General features: G+C 60.9%; 14 protein-coding genes. 7 read left to right on the top strand and 7 right to left on the bottom strand.

Annotated elements, in window-relative coordinates; all coding sequences use genetic code 11:
* Positions 1–15: 15 nt before the first annotated feature.
* The 4 genes from MD273_RS00590 to MD273_RS00575 form a co-directional block, all read right to left on the bottom strand.
* The gene (locus MD273_RS00590) at positions 16–1,185 is read right to left on the bottom strand and encodes a DUF945 family protein (protein WP_239035839.1); all 1,170 of its coding nucleotides are present in this window, start codon (positions 1,183–1,185) and stop codon (positions 16–18) included.
* Positions 1,186–1,200: 15 nt separating this feature from the next.
* Positions 1,201–3,345, bottom strand: coding sequence for a polyphosphate kinase 1 (ppk1, locus tag MD273_RS00585; protein ID WP_239035838.1), 2,145 nt, complete (start codon positions 3,343–3,345; stop codon positions 1,201–1,203).
* A 54-nt stretch (positions 3,346–3,399) separates the two neighbouring features.
* On the bottom strand, positions 3,400–4,422 hold the full coding sequence (hemB, locus tag MD273_RS00580; RefSeq protein WP_239035837.1) for a porphobilinogen synthase: 1,023 nt from the start codon (positions 4,420–4,422) through the stop codon (positions 3,400–3,402).
* 261 nt (positions 4,423–4,683) lie between these two features.
* Positions 4,684–4,905, bottom strand: a complete 222-nt coding sequence (locus MD273_RS00575) for a hypothetical protein (RefSeq protein WP_092003349.1) — start codon at positions 4,903–4,905, stop codon at positions 4,684–4,686.
* A 275-nt stretch (positions 4,906–5,180) separates the two neighbouring features.
* Here MD273_RS00575 and MD273_RS00570 point away from each other — a divergent pair, with 275 nt between their 5' ends.
* The 4 genes from MD273_RS00570 (at position 5,181) to panP (ending at position 9,994) form a co-directional block, all read left to right on the top strand.
* Positions 5,181–5,810, top strand: coding sequence for a TetR/AcrR family transcriptional regulator (locus MD273_RS00570; RefSeq protein WP_239035836.1), 630 nt, complete (start codon positions 5,181–5,183; stop codon positions 5,808–5,810).
* 2 nt (positions 5,811–5,812) lie between these two features.
* Positions 5,813–7,513 carry an acyl-CoA dehydrogenase family protein gene (locus MD273_RS00565; RefSeq protein ID WP_239035835.1) on the top strand — a complete coding sequence of 567 codons (1,701 nt, stop codon included), beginning with the start codon at positions 5,813–5,815 and terminating at the stop codon, positions 7,511–7,513.
* A gap of 269 nt (positions 7,514–7,782) precedes the next feature.
* Positions 7,783–8,124: a DUF503 domain-containing protein gene (locus MD273_RS00560; protein ID WP_239035834.1), complete on the top strand. Its 342-nt coding sequence runs from the start codon at positions 7,783–7,785 to the stop codon at positions 8,122–8,124.
* Between the two features lie 193 nt (positions 8,125–8,317).
* On the top strand, positions 8,318–9,994 hold the full coding sequence (gene panP, locus MD273_RS00555) for a pyridoxal-dependent aspartate 1-decarboxylase PanP (protein ID WP_239035833.1): 1,677 nt from the start codon (positions 8,318–8,320) through the stop codon (positions 9,992–9,994).
* Between the two features lie 238 nt (positions 9,995–10,232).
* Here the strand turns inward: panP and MD273_RS00550 are convergent, their stop codons facing one another.
* Both MD273_RS00550 and MD273_RS00545 read right to left on the bottom strand, forming a co-directional pair.
* Positions 10,233–10,499, bottom strand: coding sequence for a hypothetical protein (locus MD273_RS00550; RefSeq protein WP_239035832.1), 267 nt, complete (start codon positions 10,497–10,499; stop codon positions 10,233–10,235).
* An 87-nt stretch (positions 10,500–10,586) separates the two neighbouring features.
* The gene (locus MD273_RS00545; RefSeq protein ID WP_239035831.1) at positions 10,587–12,149 is read right to left on the bottom strand and encodes an inorganic phosphate transporter; all 1,563 of its coding nucleotides are present in this window, start codon (positions 12,147–12,149) and stop codon (positions 10,587–10,589) included.
* Between the two features lie 205 nt (positions 12,150–12,354).
* On the opposite strand from MD273_RS00545, the gene MD273_RS00540 reads away from it, so the two are divergent.
* From MD273_RS00540 to MD273_RS00530, 3 genes are all read left to right on the top strand, one after another.
* Positions 12,355–13,458: a GGDEF domain-containing protein gene (locus tag MD273_RS00540; protein ID WP_239035830.1), complete on the top strand. Its 1,104-nt coding sequence runs from the start codon at positions 12,355–12,357 to the stop codon at positions 13,456–13,458.
* A 77-nt stretch (positions 13,459–13,535) separates the two neighbouring features.
* Positions 13,536–13,982, top strand: a complete 447-nt coding sequence (locus tag MD273_RS00535; RefSeq protein WP_239035829.1) for a flavodoxin — start codon at positions 13,536–13,538, stop codon at positions 13,980–13,982.
* Positions 13,983–14,067: 85 nt separating this feature from the next.
* A complete protein-coding gene (locus MD273_RS00530; RefSeq protein WP_239035828.1) occupies positions 14,068–16,635 on the top strand; it encodes an EAL domain-containing protein in 2,568 nt (855 codons plus the stop codon).
* Here MD273_RS00530 and MD273_RS00525 read toward each other — a convergent pair.
* Positions 16,632–17,489, bottom strand: a complete 858-nt coding sequence (locus MD273_RS00525; RefSeq protein ID WP_239035827.1) for an acyl-CoA thioesterase — start codon at positions 17,487–17,489, stop codon at positions 16,632–16,634. The two genes, MD273_RS00530 and MD273_RS00525, sit on opposite strands and share 4 nt — an antisense overlap.
* Between the last annotated feature and the right edge of the window lie 21 nt (positions 17,490–17,510).

Genomic DNA, 17,510 nt, shown 5'->3' with positions numbered 1-17,510 from the left:
CTGGACCTGAAGTCATCAGAGCAGCGGCGGCAACGGAATCTCGATACCATTGACCGTCAGCAGCAGATCTTGCATGCGCCCCTGCATCACCAGACGATCTCCCTCCCGCACAAGAAACCCCTGCTTGATCAGGGGCGCCAACTGCATCATGACCGCCGGCTGCTGCTCCACCAGGGCCAGAGGCAGATTCAGGTAAAGGTCCCCTGTCAGCCCCTGCATCACCAGCAGCATCGCCGTCTGCTGTCCCGGCGCCAGCTCAGGATGACGAATCTCCAACCGGCCCCGGATTTCCCCTTCCGGAGTGGCCACACTGAGCTCCGGTATCGCCACTGAAAAGCCCGAGGCGGCCAGCTGCCTCAGGGCCTTGTTGACCTCCTGCATGGCCTGCATCTGCGGTTCAAAGCCGGCGCTCCGGCCGGCCTCCAGGGCAGTGCTCTGGAGTGTGGTCATAGCAGACGCCAGCTGGTTCCAACTGGCAACATCCAGATTATCCAGAACGGCGCTCACCCGATGCGGACCGTAACTGCCATCGCCAACATCCACTTGCCCCAGAGCGATCTCGACCCGCGAATCCAGACGAGTGTCATTGTCCACGGACTCACTGGAACTAACGACCGTCAGGTCGGACAAGGCCAACGGGGCTGCATCGTCAGCGGAAACCTCAAGGGAATCCAGCCGCAGCTCACCCTGCCCTGTCCAGACATCACCACTCAGATGCTCCAGGGTCTGATCCAGGTGCAGCCCCGCAACCCGGACATCCAGAGCCGGATCGGAAATCTTCAGCTCTGGCAGGTCCAGCGTCACCGTCACCTCGCCCCACAGATGGGTCTCCAGGGTCAGCCGGGGCTCCGGCCCGGGGAACCAGTCAGCGCCCGGTGAGGACCAGCCATTTGCCGGCTCGAAGGTCATCAGGCTGCCAGTAACACCGTGTGTAACGTGGGCAACAAACTCCAGGGGTCGGGTTTCACCGGCTTCAGGGTCCAGCAATGCCAGGGTTCCAGTCACCTCGGCGCCCAGAAGGCCGCGTTGATACTCCCGGGTCCGCAGCTCCATAAACGGCTGGGTCTCATTCACCTCGGCCACCGCCTGCTGCCATTGATACTCGGTCAGGTACCCAACCAACCAGGGCACGACACCACCACCGGCCAACAGCACCACACCGGCCACAATCCATGCGCGCTTCACTGGCGCCTCCGTTTATCAGGTTTTGCCAGTCAGCCGTTCGAGCAGGACCAGCTGGGACGCAAAGCGTTCTTCTCCCTCACCGGGCTGATTCTGGATGTAGCTACCATCCGGCTGCAGCATCCAGGCCTGGCAGTTGTCGGCCAGGTAGGTATCAAGGTCTTCCCGGAGCCGGGCCACCAGTGCCGGATCCTCGATGGGAAACGCGGTCTCCACCCGGCTGAGCAGATTCCGTTCCATACCATCAGCGCTCGAGCAGTAGACCTCCGGGCGCCCGTTGTTGCCGAAGTAATAGACCCGGGTGTGCTCCAGAAACCGGCCAACGATCGAACGCACCCGGATGTTATCGGACAAACCGGGTACCTCGGGTCGCAGGCAACAGATCCCCCGAATGATCAGGTCAATCTTCACGCCGGCCTGCGAGGCCCGGTACAGGGCCTTGATCAGCTGGATTTCGGTCAGGCCGTTGAACTTGAGAATGATCCGGCCCTTTTCCCCAAACCCCGCTTCCCGATCAATCAGGCTCAGCAGCCGGCTGTGCAGGGTGAACGGTGAATGGAACAGTTTCTTGATCTTCAGGGCCTTGCCCATGCCGGTGAGCTGCTGGAACAGCTTGTTGACATCATCCCCGATGGATTCGTCGCAGGTCAGGAAACTGTAGTCGGTATACAGGCGGGCGTTGGCCGCGTGGTAATTGCCGGTGCCCAGATGCACATAGCGCCGCAGGCGGCCCTCTTCACGACGTACGATCAGGATCATCTTGGCATGGGTCTTATAGCCCACCACGCCATACACCACAATCACCCCCGCCTCCTGCAGCCGGCTGGCCAGCTCCAGGTTCTCGGCCTCGCTGAACCGGGCCCGCAGCTCGATGACGGCAGTGACTTCCTTGCCGCGCCTTGCGGCATCCGCCAGCGCCTCAACGATCTCGGAATCGGCGCCCGTGCGGTACAGGGTCTGGCGAATGGCCAGCACCTGGGGATCCTTGGCCGCCTGACGCAGCAAATCGACTACCGGGCTAAAATTCTCATAAGGGTGCAACAGCAGGATCGGACGCTTGCGGATGGCGTCAAACATCGACTCCTTGCTGCGGATCTGCCGGGGAATGGAGGGCGAGAAGCCGGAATAGGTCAGATCCGGCCGATCCACCAGGCTGCCGACGGCCATCAGCCGGGTGAGGTTCACCGGCCCATGCACCTGGTACAGGTCCCGCTCGGTCAGCCCGAATTCGGTCAGCAGAAACTGCACCAGCTCTTCCGGGCAGTTGTCGGCCACCTCCAGGCGGACACCGTCGCCGAACCGGCGGCTGAGCAATTCACCACGCAGGGCCGAGGCGAGGTCCTCCAGGTCATCCTCCAGCTCCAGGTCCGCATTACGGGTAAGGCGGAACTGGTAACACCCCTTCACTTCCATGCCCGGGAACAGCTCATCGGCATGGGCGTGGATCATCGAAGACAGGAACACCAGGTTGTCGCCGCCGTTACAGACCTCGTCCGGCAGGCGCACCAGCCGCGGCAGGGACCGGGGGGCCGGCACGATGGCCATACCGGTCTCCCGTCCGAACGCGTCCTTGCCATCGAGTTCAACAATGAAGTTCAGGCTCTTGTTGACCAGGCGCGGGAACGGGTGCGAGGGGTCCAGCCCGATAGGACTGACCACCGGCAGAATCTCGTCCTCGAAGTAATTTCGTACCCACTCGGCCTGTTCCTGCGTCCATTCCCGGCGGCGGACAAAATGGATATTTTCCCGCTCCATCTCCGGAATCAGAACATTGTTGAGGATATCGTACTGCTCATTGATATATTCATGGGCGACCCGGCTGATCTCGCCGAGCGCCTGCTCCGGCATCATGCCGTCGGCACCGATGGTTTCACGGCCGTACTTCATCTGCTGACGCAGGCCGGCAACCCGGATCTCGAAGAACTCGTCCATATTGCTGCTGAAAATGCAGCAGAAAATAAGGCGGTTGATCAGCGGGTGGGTCGTATCCAGTGCCTGCTTCAATACCCGGTAATTGAACTGCAGCAGACTCAGCTCCCGGTTGAAGTAGTTTTCGCTGGCATCCAGATTGATCTCCTCACCGGTGGGAGGGACTTCCACCGGTGCCGGGACACTCTGGTCGCCATCAACGACCGCCTGCGATTTCGCCGTATCAGTTGTCATCGTTCCTCGATTCCGCACATGCGCCCCGGACAACCGGGGCTGCGTTCCAGTAGGTCAGGATCCGCGCCGCTGTTCCCGCATCAGGCGGGCGGCGCGAACCGCAAAATAGGTCAGGATGCCGTCAGCTCCGGCCCGACGCATGGCCATAAGGCTCTCCATCATCACTGCATCGCCATCCAGCCAGCCGTTCTCCGCCGCGGCCATGTGCATGGCGTACTCACCACTCACCTGGTAAACGAAGGTGGGGACCTGAAGCTCCTGCTTTACCCGATGCACAATATCCAGATAGGGCATGCCTGGCTTGATCATGACCATGTCGGCACCCTCTGCCAGGTCCATGGCAACCTCATGCAGGGCCTCATCGCTGTTGGCGGGGTCCATCTGGTAGGTCGCCTTGTTGCCTTTGCCCAGGTTGGCAGCCGAACCCACTGCATCCCTGAACGGTCCGTAGTAACTGGATGCATACTTGGCAGAATAGGCCAGGATCCGGGTATTCACATACCCGGCAGACTCCAGAGCGTCACGGATGGCAGCGACCCGGCCATCCATCATGTCCGAGGGTGCCACCACATCGGCACCGGCATCGGCGTGGGACAGTGCCTGGTTTACCAGGGCTTCCACGGTGACGTCATTCAACACATAGCCGTCATTATCGATGATGCCGTCCTGGCCATGGGTAGTGAACGGATCCAGTGCCACGTCGGTTATGACTCCCAGGTCCGGATAGGCTTCTTTCAGAGCACGTACCGCGCGCTGGGCCAGGCCATCGGAATCCCACGCACCGGAGCCCGACAGGTTCTTCTTCTCCGCCGGCACCACTGGAAACAGCGCCACCGCCGGAATCCCCAGGTTCACCAGTTCCGCGGCCTGCTCGACCAACAGGTCGACACTGAGACGCTCAACACCCGGCATGGATGGCACCGCCTCTCGCTGCCCCTCACCTTCCAGCACAAACACCGGGTAAATCAGGTTATCAGGCGTCAACTGGTTTTCCCGGACCAGGCTGCGCGAAAAGTCACTGGCCCGATTGCGGCGCAAACGGGTCGCGGGATAAGAGCGGGGAGTGGGACTCGGCACGGATAACCTCCTGGTAAAGCAACAGTGTAGGGATGAACTGGTTGCCTGGCGACGTAACGCCTTGCTCCCGCCATGATACACGCCAAAGACCCGTGGTTGCAGTTGCGGGAGTGATCCTGACGGGAATCGATGACGGTTTGGTGACAGCACACCCCGAAAGCTTAGCGGGCGGAACGCGCAAACAAGAGTCCAGCTGCTATTATCTGCATCGATACCAAGAGGAACGACAGGGGGCGAGCCTGACACTGCCCCCGGCCGAAATCAGAGGGAACGGTTATTGAATCCCACTTCCACCTTGCGAGGTGAGTCAGAGCGGAAGGCAGTATCCACTTGCTGGATTTGGCCGCCCTGCTGCAAAAAGGCTGCAATATCAGCCTCCAGCTGCGCACGCACCCGGGCCCGACCGGCGACGGAATGGGTGTCGTCGCTGTCGCTGCTCCAGTTTCCTGACTGCTCCAGGTTGCTTTCGTCGAATTCACTCATGGTCTTTTCTCCATCAACGAAAACAGGTCCGAAAGTGATGTCCGGCCCGATGGGCGAACACACTCAGTCTCGACGAAAATACCGCCTGCGGCCTCGTCTTGGCGTCTTTATAATCCCGATTCGGTTGCCGCGCTATTTCCTGGCAAAGGGTTTTTTGTAATTTTTTGTAACTACCAATAAGGCCATGATTTTACATGGCAAAATCAGGGGGATCGCGCACCCCGATTCATTGACACAAGAAATGAATAGTGATTCACTGCTTATAAGGAGCCGGCATGGCCTATCGCGAAACGGAAAAAATGCGCCAGCGCAAGGCGCAGGCACGCCAACGCATCATCGATTGCACGTACGAATGCGTCGCCAACGGAGGATTCAGGAGTGCCCGCATCACTCGCATCGCGGGCCTGGCGGGCGTGGCCACGGGAACTATTTACCGGCACTTCGAATCCAGAGAAGACCTGTTTGCCGAAATTTTCCGGACCGCCACCCAACGCGAAGTGGATAAGGTGGCTGAAGCACTGAACACCGACGGTGATGCGGTCGTCAGACTCGAAGCCGCGCTCCGCCAGTTCGCAGAACGGGCCCTTCGCGGGCCGATGATGGCCTGGGCACTCATTGCCGAACCGGTGGACCCGAAACTGGAAGAGGAACGCCTGGTCTATCGCAGGGCCTATGCCGAACTGTTTGAACACGCAATCCGGAGTGGCATTGAAGAAGACTGCATTCCGGATCAGGACGCCCGTCAGAGCAGTACCTGTCTGGTAGGCGCCATTGCTGAAAGCCTGGTGGGCCCGTTGTCACCGACGCTGGCCGGCCAGATAACCATTGCCGATATCGACAAAAACAAACTGGTCGACTCCATCATACGTTTCTGCATGCAGGGGTTGACCGGCACCAGGAGATAGCCATGACCGCCCGCCAGTCCAAACCCGAAGCCAACTCCCCCTTTACCGGGGACCGCTACCTGGCGGTGACCCATGAAGTCACCAACCAGCCGCCGGCACTGGAAAACTACAACCTGTTCGATCACGATCAGGCTCTGCAGGAGGCCGCGGAACGGGAAGGCGCCGGCCACGCCGTGGACACCCTGCGCGCCTTCGGTGACCTGGCGGGCAACGCCGCCACCATCGATCTCGGCTTTCGCGCCAACGCCAACAAACCGGTCTTCAGCACCCACGACCGGTTCGGCCACCGCATCGACGAAGTGGATTTCCATCCTTCCTACCACGAACTGATGCGCATCGCGCTGGAAAACGGCCTGCACAGCAGCCCCTGGACCAACCCCGGCACTGGCGCCCATGTCACCCGCGCCGCCCGGTACTACATGCACTCCCAGGTGGAGGCAGCCCACTGCTGCCCGGTCACCATGACCTTTGCCGCCATTCCCTCGATCCGCAAACAACCGGAACTGGCCCGGGAATGGGAACAGAAAATCCTGGCCAACAGCTACGACCCACGGAATATCCCCCACACCGAAAAGAATTCCGTCACCATCGGCATGGCCATGACCGAGAAACAGGGCGGCAGCGATGTCCGGGCCAACAGCACCCTGGCCTACCCGGTCGGCAGCGAAGGTCCCGGTCAGGCCTATGAGCTGGTGGGCCACAAGTGGTTCGTCTCTGCCCCCATGTGCGATGCCTTCCTGGTCCTGGCCCAGGCACCGGGCGGATTGTCCTGCTTCCTGATGCCGCGCTGGCGCCCGGATGGCAGCAAGAACCCGTGGCAGGTCCAGCGCCTGAAGAACAAGATGGGCAACATCGCCAACGCCTCCAGCGAAGCGGAACTGCGCGGTGCGCTGGCCTGGATGGTCGGTGAGGAAGGCCGGGGCGTGCCCACCATCATCGAGATGGTGGCCATGACCCGCTTCGATTGCATGATCGGCAGCTCCGCCGGCATGCGCCAGGCCGTGGCCCAGGCCACCCACCATTGCCGCCATCGCAGCGCCTTCGGCAATCGCCTGGTCGACCAGCCCCTGATGCAGAACGTACTGGCCGACCTCGCCCTGGAAAGCGAAGCCGCGTTGGCCTACACCATGCGCATCGCCCGCGCCCTGGACAACCAGGACCAGGAACACGAACGCCTGCTCGCCCGCCTGGCCACCCCGGTCGGCAAATACTGGATCTGCAAACGCACCCCCAACCATGCCTACGAGGCGATGGAATGCATCGGCGGCAGCGGCGTGATGGAAGACTGCATCATGCCCCGCCTGTTCCGGGAATCCCCGGTCAACGCCATCTGGGAAGGCAGCGGCAACGTCCAGTGCCTGGACACTCTTCGGGCCATGCAGAAAGAACCCGACACCCTCGAGGCCTTCTTCCGCGAAGCCGCCGAGGCCAAAGGCACCGACGCACGCTTCGATCGATTCCTGGCACAGCTGCAGAACGACTTCGCCGACATCAGCGATTTCCAGTACCGCGCCCGCAACCTGGTGGATCGCATGGCCCTGGCCATGCAGGCCTCACTGCTGATCCGCAACGCCCCGAGCGCGGTGGCCGACGCCTTCTGCGCCTCCCGGCTGGAGAGCAACGGCGGCATGAACTACGGCAACCTGCCCTCGGGCACTGACTCTGAGGCCATTATCAAACGGGCGACGCCTGTAGTAGGCTAACGGATGTGTCTCCCGGGCTCTGAAGACCCGGGGACTCCACCTTATTTGTTGCCGAACCAGCGGGGATGGCTTTCCAAAACTGTGCGCAGCCATGGATGGCGGAGCTCAAGCGTCACATGGGTGAGGCCGAGCGCTTATGAAGCAGAGCTTCATGCGACAGCTGAACGACTGCAATCTAAGATTGCAGGCTGGACCCCGAAGGGGTGCCGTAAGGAGCGGGTTTTGGAAAGTCATCCCCCGCTGGTTCCTGCACCCTGGCCGGAACAGCTATGTCTGAAGCACTCAGAAAACTGCTCAACGAAAGCAACCGACAGCAGCCCGTCATCACTCCCCATGTGGGCGTGATGACCCTGCACTTCCAGCTCTATGGCTGCGAAGACCTCAAAGCCAAACGCAAGGTGTTCACGGCCCTGCGGGCCGTATGGGGCAAAGAGCCAGACCTGGCAGTGGCCGAGACGGCCGATCAGGAAGCCCTCGACTGCGCGACCTGGACCGTCGCGGCATTGGGCACCTCCTCCCAGCAGATCAGTCAACGCCTGGACATGATTGAAAAAGCCATCCAGGACCGCATAGATGCTGCCATACTGGAAGTGCAGCGCGAAATTCTCTGACCTCTCCGACGGTAACGTAGTCATGGCGTGTAGCGCAGCTGCCTGCCACGCCGTATACTACGCCCCCTCAGGGACGTCAGCGCACCTGCCAGATGCAGGTTTACAGTATGCCAATGCCGGACATGGATCCGGCCGAACCCGGGGGGCATCCGGAACAAGCCCCGCGGACGACCACTGATTCTGTGTGGTGCCTATGACCGGAAAGAAAAAATCCGCCCAGGCCTCGGTTGAGGCAATGTACCGTGTATTCACAGTGCCCGAGGCACCGGAATCCACCCTCAGCCGCATTGACCAGGACATCTCCCGCAATCTTGCAGGCTTCCTGCAGGAGCACATCGTCGCGGTCGAACGGGACCTGTCGGAAGTCGAGAAAGACTTCGCCGAGTACAACATCCCGGAGAAACCCGTGTTCGTGTCCGAGCAGGCCCAGTTCCTGCTGGACAAACTCGTGGCCAACTCGGTGCATACTGCCTCACCGGCTTTCATCGGGCACATGACTTCGGCGCTGCCCTACTTCATGCTGCCGTTATCCAAGATCATGATCGCCCTGAACCAGAACCTGGTGAAGACCGAGACCTCCAAGGCGTTCACGCCCATGGAGCGCCAGGTGCTGGGCATGATTCACCGGCTGGTGTACCAGGAGGACGGCTCCTTCTACCGCAAGTGGATGCACGATCCCCGACATACCCTGGGCGTCATGTGCTCCGGCGGCACCATTGCCAACCTGACTGCCCTGTGGGTCGCACGCAACCGTGCCTTCCCGGCGGAGGGCAGCTTCCGCGGCCTGCACCAGGAGGGTCTGTTCCGGGCCCTGAAATACTACGGCTACGAGGGCGCCGCTATCCTGGTGTCCCGTCGCGGCCACTATTCCCTGCGCAAGGCCGCCGATGTGCTCGGTCTGGGCCGGGACGCGCTGGTACCGGTTGACACCGATGACGAGAACCGTATCCAGCCGGATGCCCTGCGGGACAAGTGCCTGGAACTGCACAAGCAAAGGATCAAGGTCATGGCCATATGCGGCGTGGCCGGTACCACCGAAACCGGCAACGTCGATCCACTCGATGCCGTGGCCGACATAGCCCGGGAGTTCGGTGCCCATTTCCACGTGGATGCCGCCTGGGGCGGACCGACCCTGTTCTCCCGCACCTACAAGCCCCTGATGCGCGGCATCGAGAAGGCGGATTCGGTCACTTTTGACGCCCATAAACAGCTGTACGTGCCCATGGGCGCCGGCCTGGTCGTGTTCAAGGACCCCACCCTGGCAAGCGCGGTGGAGCACCACGCCCAGTACATCATCCGAAAGGGCTCCCGGGACCTGGGCAGCACCACCCTGGAAGGATCCCGGCCGGGCATGTCCATGCTGATCCACTCCGGCCTGAAGATCCTCGGCCGTGAGGGTTACGAAATCCTGATCGATCAGGGTATCGAAAAGGCCCACACCTTTGCCGACATGATCAACGCCGAGCCGGATTTCGAGCTCGTAACCAAGCCGGAGCTGAACATCCTCACCTACCGCTACTGCCCGGAGGACGTGCAACAGGCGCTGGCAGTGGCGGACGAACTACAGGCGGAAAAGCTGAACACCTGCCTGAACCGGATCACCAAGTTCATCCAGAAGACCCAGCGGGAACGGGGCAAGGCCTTTGTCTCCCGGACCCGGCTGGAGCCGGCCCGGTATTATCGATTCCCCTGCATCGTCTTCCGGGTGGTACTGGCCAATCCGCTGACCACAAAAGACATCCTGGCCGATATTCTGAAGGAACAGCGTGAGCTATCGAAGGATGAAGGGATTTCAGACGAGATGACCATCCTGCACCAGATGGCCGAGGCGGTGCTGAAGCAGCACGAGCCGAGTGCACGGCAGGCCTGAGGTCTAAGACGCCAGAAAAGCTTTAAGCCGGCGGGTTAACCAACTCCGTGGAGAAGGGTGCGACTGCCACCAAGCGAGCCTGGCGGACGAATCATAGCTTCGGTGAGCCGGGCGGGGGACGTTTCAAAAACTGTGCGGAGCCAGGGATGGCGGAGCCAAGCGTACAGGGACGTATTCACAGCGTGTTTTTGAAACGTCCCCCGCCCGGCTCGCTTCTCCGAAACTTGCAGGCAAGACTTCAGTAAAGCGCCTCTTCGTCATCCAGTACATCATGGATGATATCCAGGAACATCTTGTCCGCCTCACTCCAGTTCTCCGGAATCCGGATGTTGGTGCTGGCACTGATTTCCTCGGCGATCAACTCGTTGGCGTTGGGCTGGCCACGGTGCTTGCGGGCAATCTCCATGGATTTGACCGCAATGGTCGGATCGCTCAGGACCTTCTTGATGAAGACCCTCAGCTCGTCAATCATCTTGGCCTGACGGCTTTCAACGGATGAACTCATACTTCACTCCCCGGACGAATTTGCTCGGGGGTGAGACACCCCCTTTTCAGATAGTATGACCAAACTGGTTTTATACAACCAGCCCGGTCAGATCAACAAGCCCCGGAGCGTGAAGAACAGGATCGCGGCCATGATGGCCGATGCCGGAACGGTGATGATCCAGGCTGCAGCAATCCTGACCAGGTGGGAGCGCTTGACCATTTCTTCCTTGTAGATCTTCTTGAGGCGCTTGCGCTCGGACTTGGACAGGGGCACTTCCCGCTTCTGTTTCTTGGCCTGCTTGAGCAGGCTTTCCATCTCTTCCACTGAGGCATTGCGGAAGTCGTCGAGAAAGGGCTTGAGGCGCTCCTGCTCTTCCGGGTCATGGTGCTCGACGATCTTGTGCAGCTGAGTGGCGTAGTTGCTTTTCAGGTATTCACGCAGGAAACCGACGCCGAAGACACCACCGATGGCAATGTGGGTGGAGCTGACCGGCAGGCCCAGCTGGGAAGCGAGGATGACTGTCAGCGCCGCTGACAGGGCAATACAGAAGGCCCGGGTCTTATCCAGTTCGGTGATCTCGCTGCCCACAGTCTTGATCAGGCGCGGACCGAACAGCATCAGACCGACGGCGATGCCCAGGGCTCCCACCATCATAACCCACAGCGGAATGGCCGCGGACGTGACGACAGCGCCGCCGGACAGGGCATCATTGATGGCCGCCAGCGGACCGATAGCGTTGGCGACGTCGTTGGCACCGTGAGCAAAGCTGAGCAGGGCTGCGGCAAAGATCAGCGGCCAGGTAAAGAGGGTGTTTACACCGGCGGAGCTGTTTTCCATGGTAGAGGCCTTGCGGCCAACCAGAGCCCGCACCGCCACAAAAACCACGGCGGCCGCGACCAGGCCGACCAGGGAAGCTTCGAGGAAGTCCACCTTGATGACTTTCTTGACGCCCTTGACCATCAGGTAGGTGCCGAAGGCCCAGGCCATGATCGCTACCAGCCAGGGTACAAAGGTACGGGCTGCCGGCACCACGTCCTGACGGTAGAGCACGGTTTTCTTGATGGCGAACAGGAACAGGGCCGCAAGCGCACCACCCAGTACCGGAGAGATAACCCAGCTGGCGGCAATCTTGCCCATGACCGCCCAGTCGGCAATGCCCCAGCCACCTGCTGCGATACCGGCACCGAGTACGCCGCCGACAATGGAGTGGGTGGTGGATACCGGCGCGCCCATCCAGGTCGCGAGGTTCAGCCAAAGGGCACCGGCCAGCAGGGCCGCGGTCATCAGCCAGACAAAGGCGCGGCCATCGTCCAGGGTGGACGGATCGATGATGCCGCCCTTGATGGTGGACACCACGTTCCCCCCGGCAATCAGTGCCCCGCCAGCCTCGAAGACAGCAGCTATAAGAACCGCCGCCCCCAGTGAAAGGGCTCCGGAGCCCACCGCGGGGCCCACGTTGTTGGCAACATCGTTGGCGCCGATGTTGATCGCCATGTAACCACCGATGACGGCCGCAGCCATCAACAGCATGCTGCCGGGCATTCCATCGCTGAAAGAACCAACAGTCAGCCAGATGCCGAGGAGGAACAGCAGGCTGATTCCGACCCTGTATCTTTCCGTGGAAGGGCTGGTGAGGACGGTATCCAGGAATCCGGTTGAACGGGCCATAACAGATCGAGTCTCATTTGGTCAGAATGTAATCAGGCCGGATGGCCGCGCGGAAACTATAGTTTTTTTGCCACAAAATTGAAACCGGGCCGTCATGTGGGCAAGCAGCGTCCTCAACTGTGAACCATGGCCGCGAACGTCTCGTCAAGAGGCGCATAATGAGCAGATGTGACGCCTATAAATACAATAAGACGCCAAAACCGCCATGAGCCAGCCCAACTCAATCAGTCACCAGGCCGCCGGTGCGCGCGAAGATGCCCAGGTTTCCCGATTGCTGACATGGCTGTCGTTCGCAGCCATCGTGTTCCTGCTCGGCATCGGTCTCAAGGCCTGGTACTCCGGCCACTTTTTGCATGCCTGGGTGCTCTGGACCTGCTCGGTCATGGTCACACTGAACATGGTCTACTTTGCCTTCACCGGCGACGCCGCCCGCCAGAAGGGCGGCCTGATCGTGGTCGTGGGTGTGCTGTTCGTCTACCTCATCGCCTCAGGCGGCGAGAGCAACACCGGCCCACTGTGGTTCTATGTCTTTCCACCACTGCTGTTTTTCCTGACCAGTCTGAAGGCCGGCACGGCGGTTCTGCTGTTTTGTTACCTCGTCGCTGCCGTGGTGTTCCAGTTCCCGGATTTCCCGTTCATTACGGCCGAATACTCCAGCGATTTCAAAATCCGCTTCTTTGCCACCCTCACCTTCGAATCCATTTTCTGCTTCGTCCTCGAGGCTGGCCGGCTGAAAGCACGCAATGAACTGCTGGAACTGGTGGTTACCCACGAGCATGCGGCCCGGACCGACGAACTGACCGGGCTGTCAAACCGCAGGGACATCCAGCACCGGCTGGCGAGCGAATTTTCCCGGTACCAGCGTTCCGGTCATCATTTCTCCATCGTGCTTATCGATCTCGACCTGTTCAAGACCATCAATGACGACTACGGCCACGACGCCGGCGACGCCGTTCTGCGCCAATTTTCAGCCCTCGTACGCGACGTCATCCGCCTGACCGACGTGGCGGCCCGATGGGGGGGTGAGGAGTTCCTGCTGCTCCTCCCGGACACGTCCCTGCTCCAGGCCCTCACCCTTGCAGAACGGCTGCGGGCAAAGGTTGCCGAGGCCCGATTCAGCTTCAGGAACCAGCGCCTGCCGGTGACGATCAGTGCCGGCGTCTGTTCCATTGCCAAGGCCGCCTCCATCGATGACCTGTTGAAACAGGCCGATCTGAACCTCTATAACGCCAAGGACTCCGGGCGCAACCAGATCGCACCACGGGTTCGCAGCCGGGAGGAAGACCGGCCAGTGGGTTCACCATCTTGAGGCCGGTCAGATCGATCGCTATGATCAGGCGCGACGCGGGCACATGCCCCAATACGCCAACTTTCACAGGACTCATGATGACAGCAATCCGTATTCTGGTCGGGAGCGTTTATGGCGGTGCCCTGATGACCGCAAGGGAGATCAGCAAGGCGCTCGAAACCGACGGGCATCAGGTTACCGTGCTGGAGAACCCCAGGCTTGCGGACATCACGTCCAACGAGGAGCCCTTGCTGGTCTGCACCTCCACCACGGGTCAGGGTGAGATCCCGGAGAACCTGCTGCACTGCTATGTTGAGCTGAAAGAACAACTGCCGCAGCAACCCGGACGCCCCTTCGGCATCATCGTGCTGGGAGACAGCTCCTACGGCGACACCTTTTGCGGTGCTGGCGAACTGATGGAGGAAGCCCTGTATGAGACCGCCGCCCGGAAAGTCGGGGACACCCTGCGCATCGATGCCATGGAGACCACGGAACCGGAGAATGAGGCGCTGCCCTGGGTCAGGGACTGGATCGCGCAACTCTGAGCGGAACCGGCACACACCCTGAAGCTGGATCCGGCGCTTGAGCCGCCGGTAACGAGGGGGCATACTCGGGGGACAACGATAAGAAATGCGACAACCTGTGACCTTGACCCGCCCGCTCCAACTTCTGTTCACCCTGATGGTCCTGTCGGCACTGGCGTTGCCCTCCCATGCCGCCGGCAACAGTGTGCGTCCGGCCATGGACTTCCTGCTGTTAAGCCCGGATGCCTCTGTGACTCCGGAACAGGTCCTGGCAATGGATGGCTGGCAGTCACTGGAGGACCCGAGTCCGAACTTCGGTTATATCCGGAAATCCGTCTGGCTGCGATTTACGGTTCCCGACCGCGGGGACATCAACCTGCTGGAAATCGGCTATGCCCATCTGGACCATATCCGCTTCTTCCTGCTGGAAAACGGCAAGGTGGTGAGTCGGGCCACGGCCGGCGACCAACTGCCCTTCGTTGAGCGCCCGGTACTCTACCGCAACTTCCTGTTCCGTTTTGACCCTGCGCCGGAATCAAACCAGCAGATCCTGCTTGAAATCAGCACCAGCGGTGCCGTACAGGTTCCGGTATACCTCTGGCACGACAAGGACTTTTTTGAAAGCGCGTTCTTCGAGGATCTGGTCCATGCCGTCTATTACGGCATACTGATTACCGTCATCTTCTTCAACCTGTTTATCTTTGCCGCGCTGCGCGAAAAGATCTACCTCCTGTATGTGCTCTCGACCCTGGGCTACCTGGTCATCATCGGCAGCCTGAATGGCATTGCCTACCAGCTGCTCTGGCCGGCCAATCCCGAGATACAGAACCGGTCGATGGTGCTGGGAATCCCCTTTGCCATGATCTTCACACTCTGGTTCGCCCATGCCTTTCTGAGGCTTCGCAACCAGAGCCCGCTGACCGCACAAGTCGTGAGTTTCGCGATCGCGCTGAATATTATGGCGGCGGCAGCGACCTTCCTGACCGATTACAACACCGCTATCCGGCTGGTGGTTGCACTGACGATCCCCAGCTGTCTGTTACTGACACTGCTCGGGCCGCAGCAGTGGCTCCGGGGTAACCGGCAGGCAATCTATTACACCCTGGCCTGGGGCGCGCTCACGCTGGGCAGCGCCGTGACCGCGGCCAACAAATACGGCCTGTTGCCCAACAGTTTCCTGAGCGTCTATGCCATGCAGATCGGTTCGGCGCTGCAGGCGGTCCTGCTCGCCCTGGCCATGGCCATCCGGATCTACCAGGAACGGCAGGACAAGGTGCTGGCCCGGGAGGCGGAACTCCGGGCCCTTGAAGCGCGCCGTACCGTGGAACTGAGACTGATGGACCAGGCCCTGCACCATCCCCTGACCGGCCTTCCGAACCGCAGCAGCTTCGAGATGATGCTCAATGACCTGATCATGCGACACCCTGAAAAGCGCTACGGGGTCGCCGTGGTTCACCTGAATAACCTGCCCTCAGTGACCAAAACGCTCGGCCACCGTAACACCGACCGGATCCTGGAACTGACCGCCCGGCACTACAACTCCGTGGTCCAGGCCGTACCGGGTGCCCTGCCTGTCGAGCAGACCGATGAACGCAATTACTTCCTGGCTTCTCTGGATCAGCAGTCCTTCGGATTTATCGTGGATGCGACACTGGCGGAATCGGCACCCAAATCCGTGGTGCTCGGTCTGGACAGCCTGCGCCAGTCAATTGATTACCTGGGGATGCAGGTGCCACTGGATCCGCGCATGGGCGTGGCCGTGTTCCCCGACCATGGCGCGGACGCCAACACCCTGATCCGGCGGGCCATCATCGCCGAAGGCTCGGATCGAGCCCGGGATCGCGGCATGGCTTATTACAAGCCTTCGAGGGACGCTTACAGCGCCGACCGGCTGACCATGGTTTCGGAGTTGCGAAAAGCCCTGGACGACAACCGGCTGGCCCTTTACCTGCAACCCAAGCAATCCCTGATCACAGGCCGGGTGGTGGGCATGGAGGCCCTGATCCGGTGGCCGGAGCGCCAGAACACGGTAAGCCCGGACGAGATCGTCCTGCTGGCCGAGCAGACCGGGCTGATCAAGCCTCTGACCCGCTGGGTGCTGGAGGAATCGCTGCGCCTGCGCACGCGACTGCTGGAGCAGGGCTGGGATCTGGAACTCTCGGCCAACATCTCCCCCAACAATCTGCGGGAGGCCGACTTTTCCCTCTACGTGCAGCGGTTGATGACCCAGTACGATGGCCACCGGGGCGCGGTCACCTTCGAGGTCACCGAGACCTCGATGATGCTGGACCCGACCAACTCGTTGCAGGCACTCAACGCCCTGAATTCAGCCGGCATACGGGTCTCCATCGATGACTTCGGCTCCGGCTACTCCTCACTCTCCTACATCAAGCAGTTGCCCGCCAGCGAGATCAAGATCGACCGGTCACTGGTCACGGAACTGCCGACCCAGGCGGAGGACCGGGTCATTGTCCAGACCACCATCGATATGTGCCATAACCTGGGCTATCAGGTCGTGGCAGAGGGGGTGGAAGATCGGGCGACCGAGGATCTCCTGCGGGAGATGGGTTGCGACATGATCCAAGGATACCTGGTCACGCCGCCGCTGCCCGTGGACGAGTTCCTGGACTGGCTCAACACCAACGGTCACCAGCCAGCCAGGAAACTGGGTTAGGAGCGCCTGCGGATCAGGGCTTCCTGGGTAGTGGATGCGACCAGCACACCCTCCCGGTTGAAGAAGTTGCCCCGGTTGAAGCCCCGCCCTCCAGAGGCGCTTGGACTGTCCTTGTCATAGAGCAGCCACTCGTCCATCCGGAAATCCCGGTGGAACCAGATGGCATGGTCCAGACTCGCCACCTGCATGTTCTTGCTGGTGAAGGTCAAGCCGTGGGGCTGCATGGACGTGGCCAGGAAGTGGAAGTCGGAGGCATAGGTCAACAGGCACCGGTGCAAAACCGGATCATCGGGCAACGGCCCCTGTGCGCGCAGCCAGCTCTGTCTGTATGGCGGACGCTTCTCCGGTTGCAACGGATTGACCGGGTTCACGGGACGAATCTCGATCGGCCGATCCCGGGTCAGGGTCTCACGGAACCGCTCCGGAACCTGGGGCGCCAGGATTCGCCCCAACTCCTGCTCGGACTTCAGGGTATCCGGTTCGGGCGCACCGGGCATATCGAACTGGTGCTCGAAACCTGGCTCGTCACCCTGGAAAGACATGGAGCCGGTCAGGATTTCTTTACCACCCTGGCGCGCAATCACCCGGCGCACGGAAAAACTGCCGCCGTCCCGCACCCGCTGGACCTCATAGTCGATCGGCATGCTGTGGTTGCCCGGCCGCAGGAAATAGGCATGAAGGGAATGGCACAGACGATTCTCAACGGTACGACTGGCCGCCATCAACGCCTGGCCAAGCACCTGGCCGCCAAACACGTTGGGAAAACCCAGGTCTTCGCTATCGCCCTGGAAGTGATCGTCGCCGATGGGCGAAAGGTCCAGCAGCTCAACCAGCTTCTTTGTGACTTCTAGCATGCCTGCTCCTGTCAATTAATT

Source organism: Marinobacter sp. C7 (assembly GCF_022343555.1).
Lineage (GTDB): Bacteria > Pseudomonadota > Gammaproteobacteria > Pseudomonadales > Oleiphilaceae > Marinobacter.
This window is presented reverse-complemented; position numbering and strand designations above follow the sequence as displayed.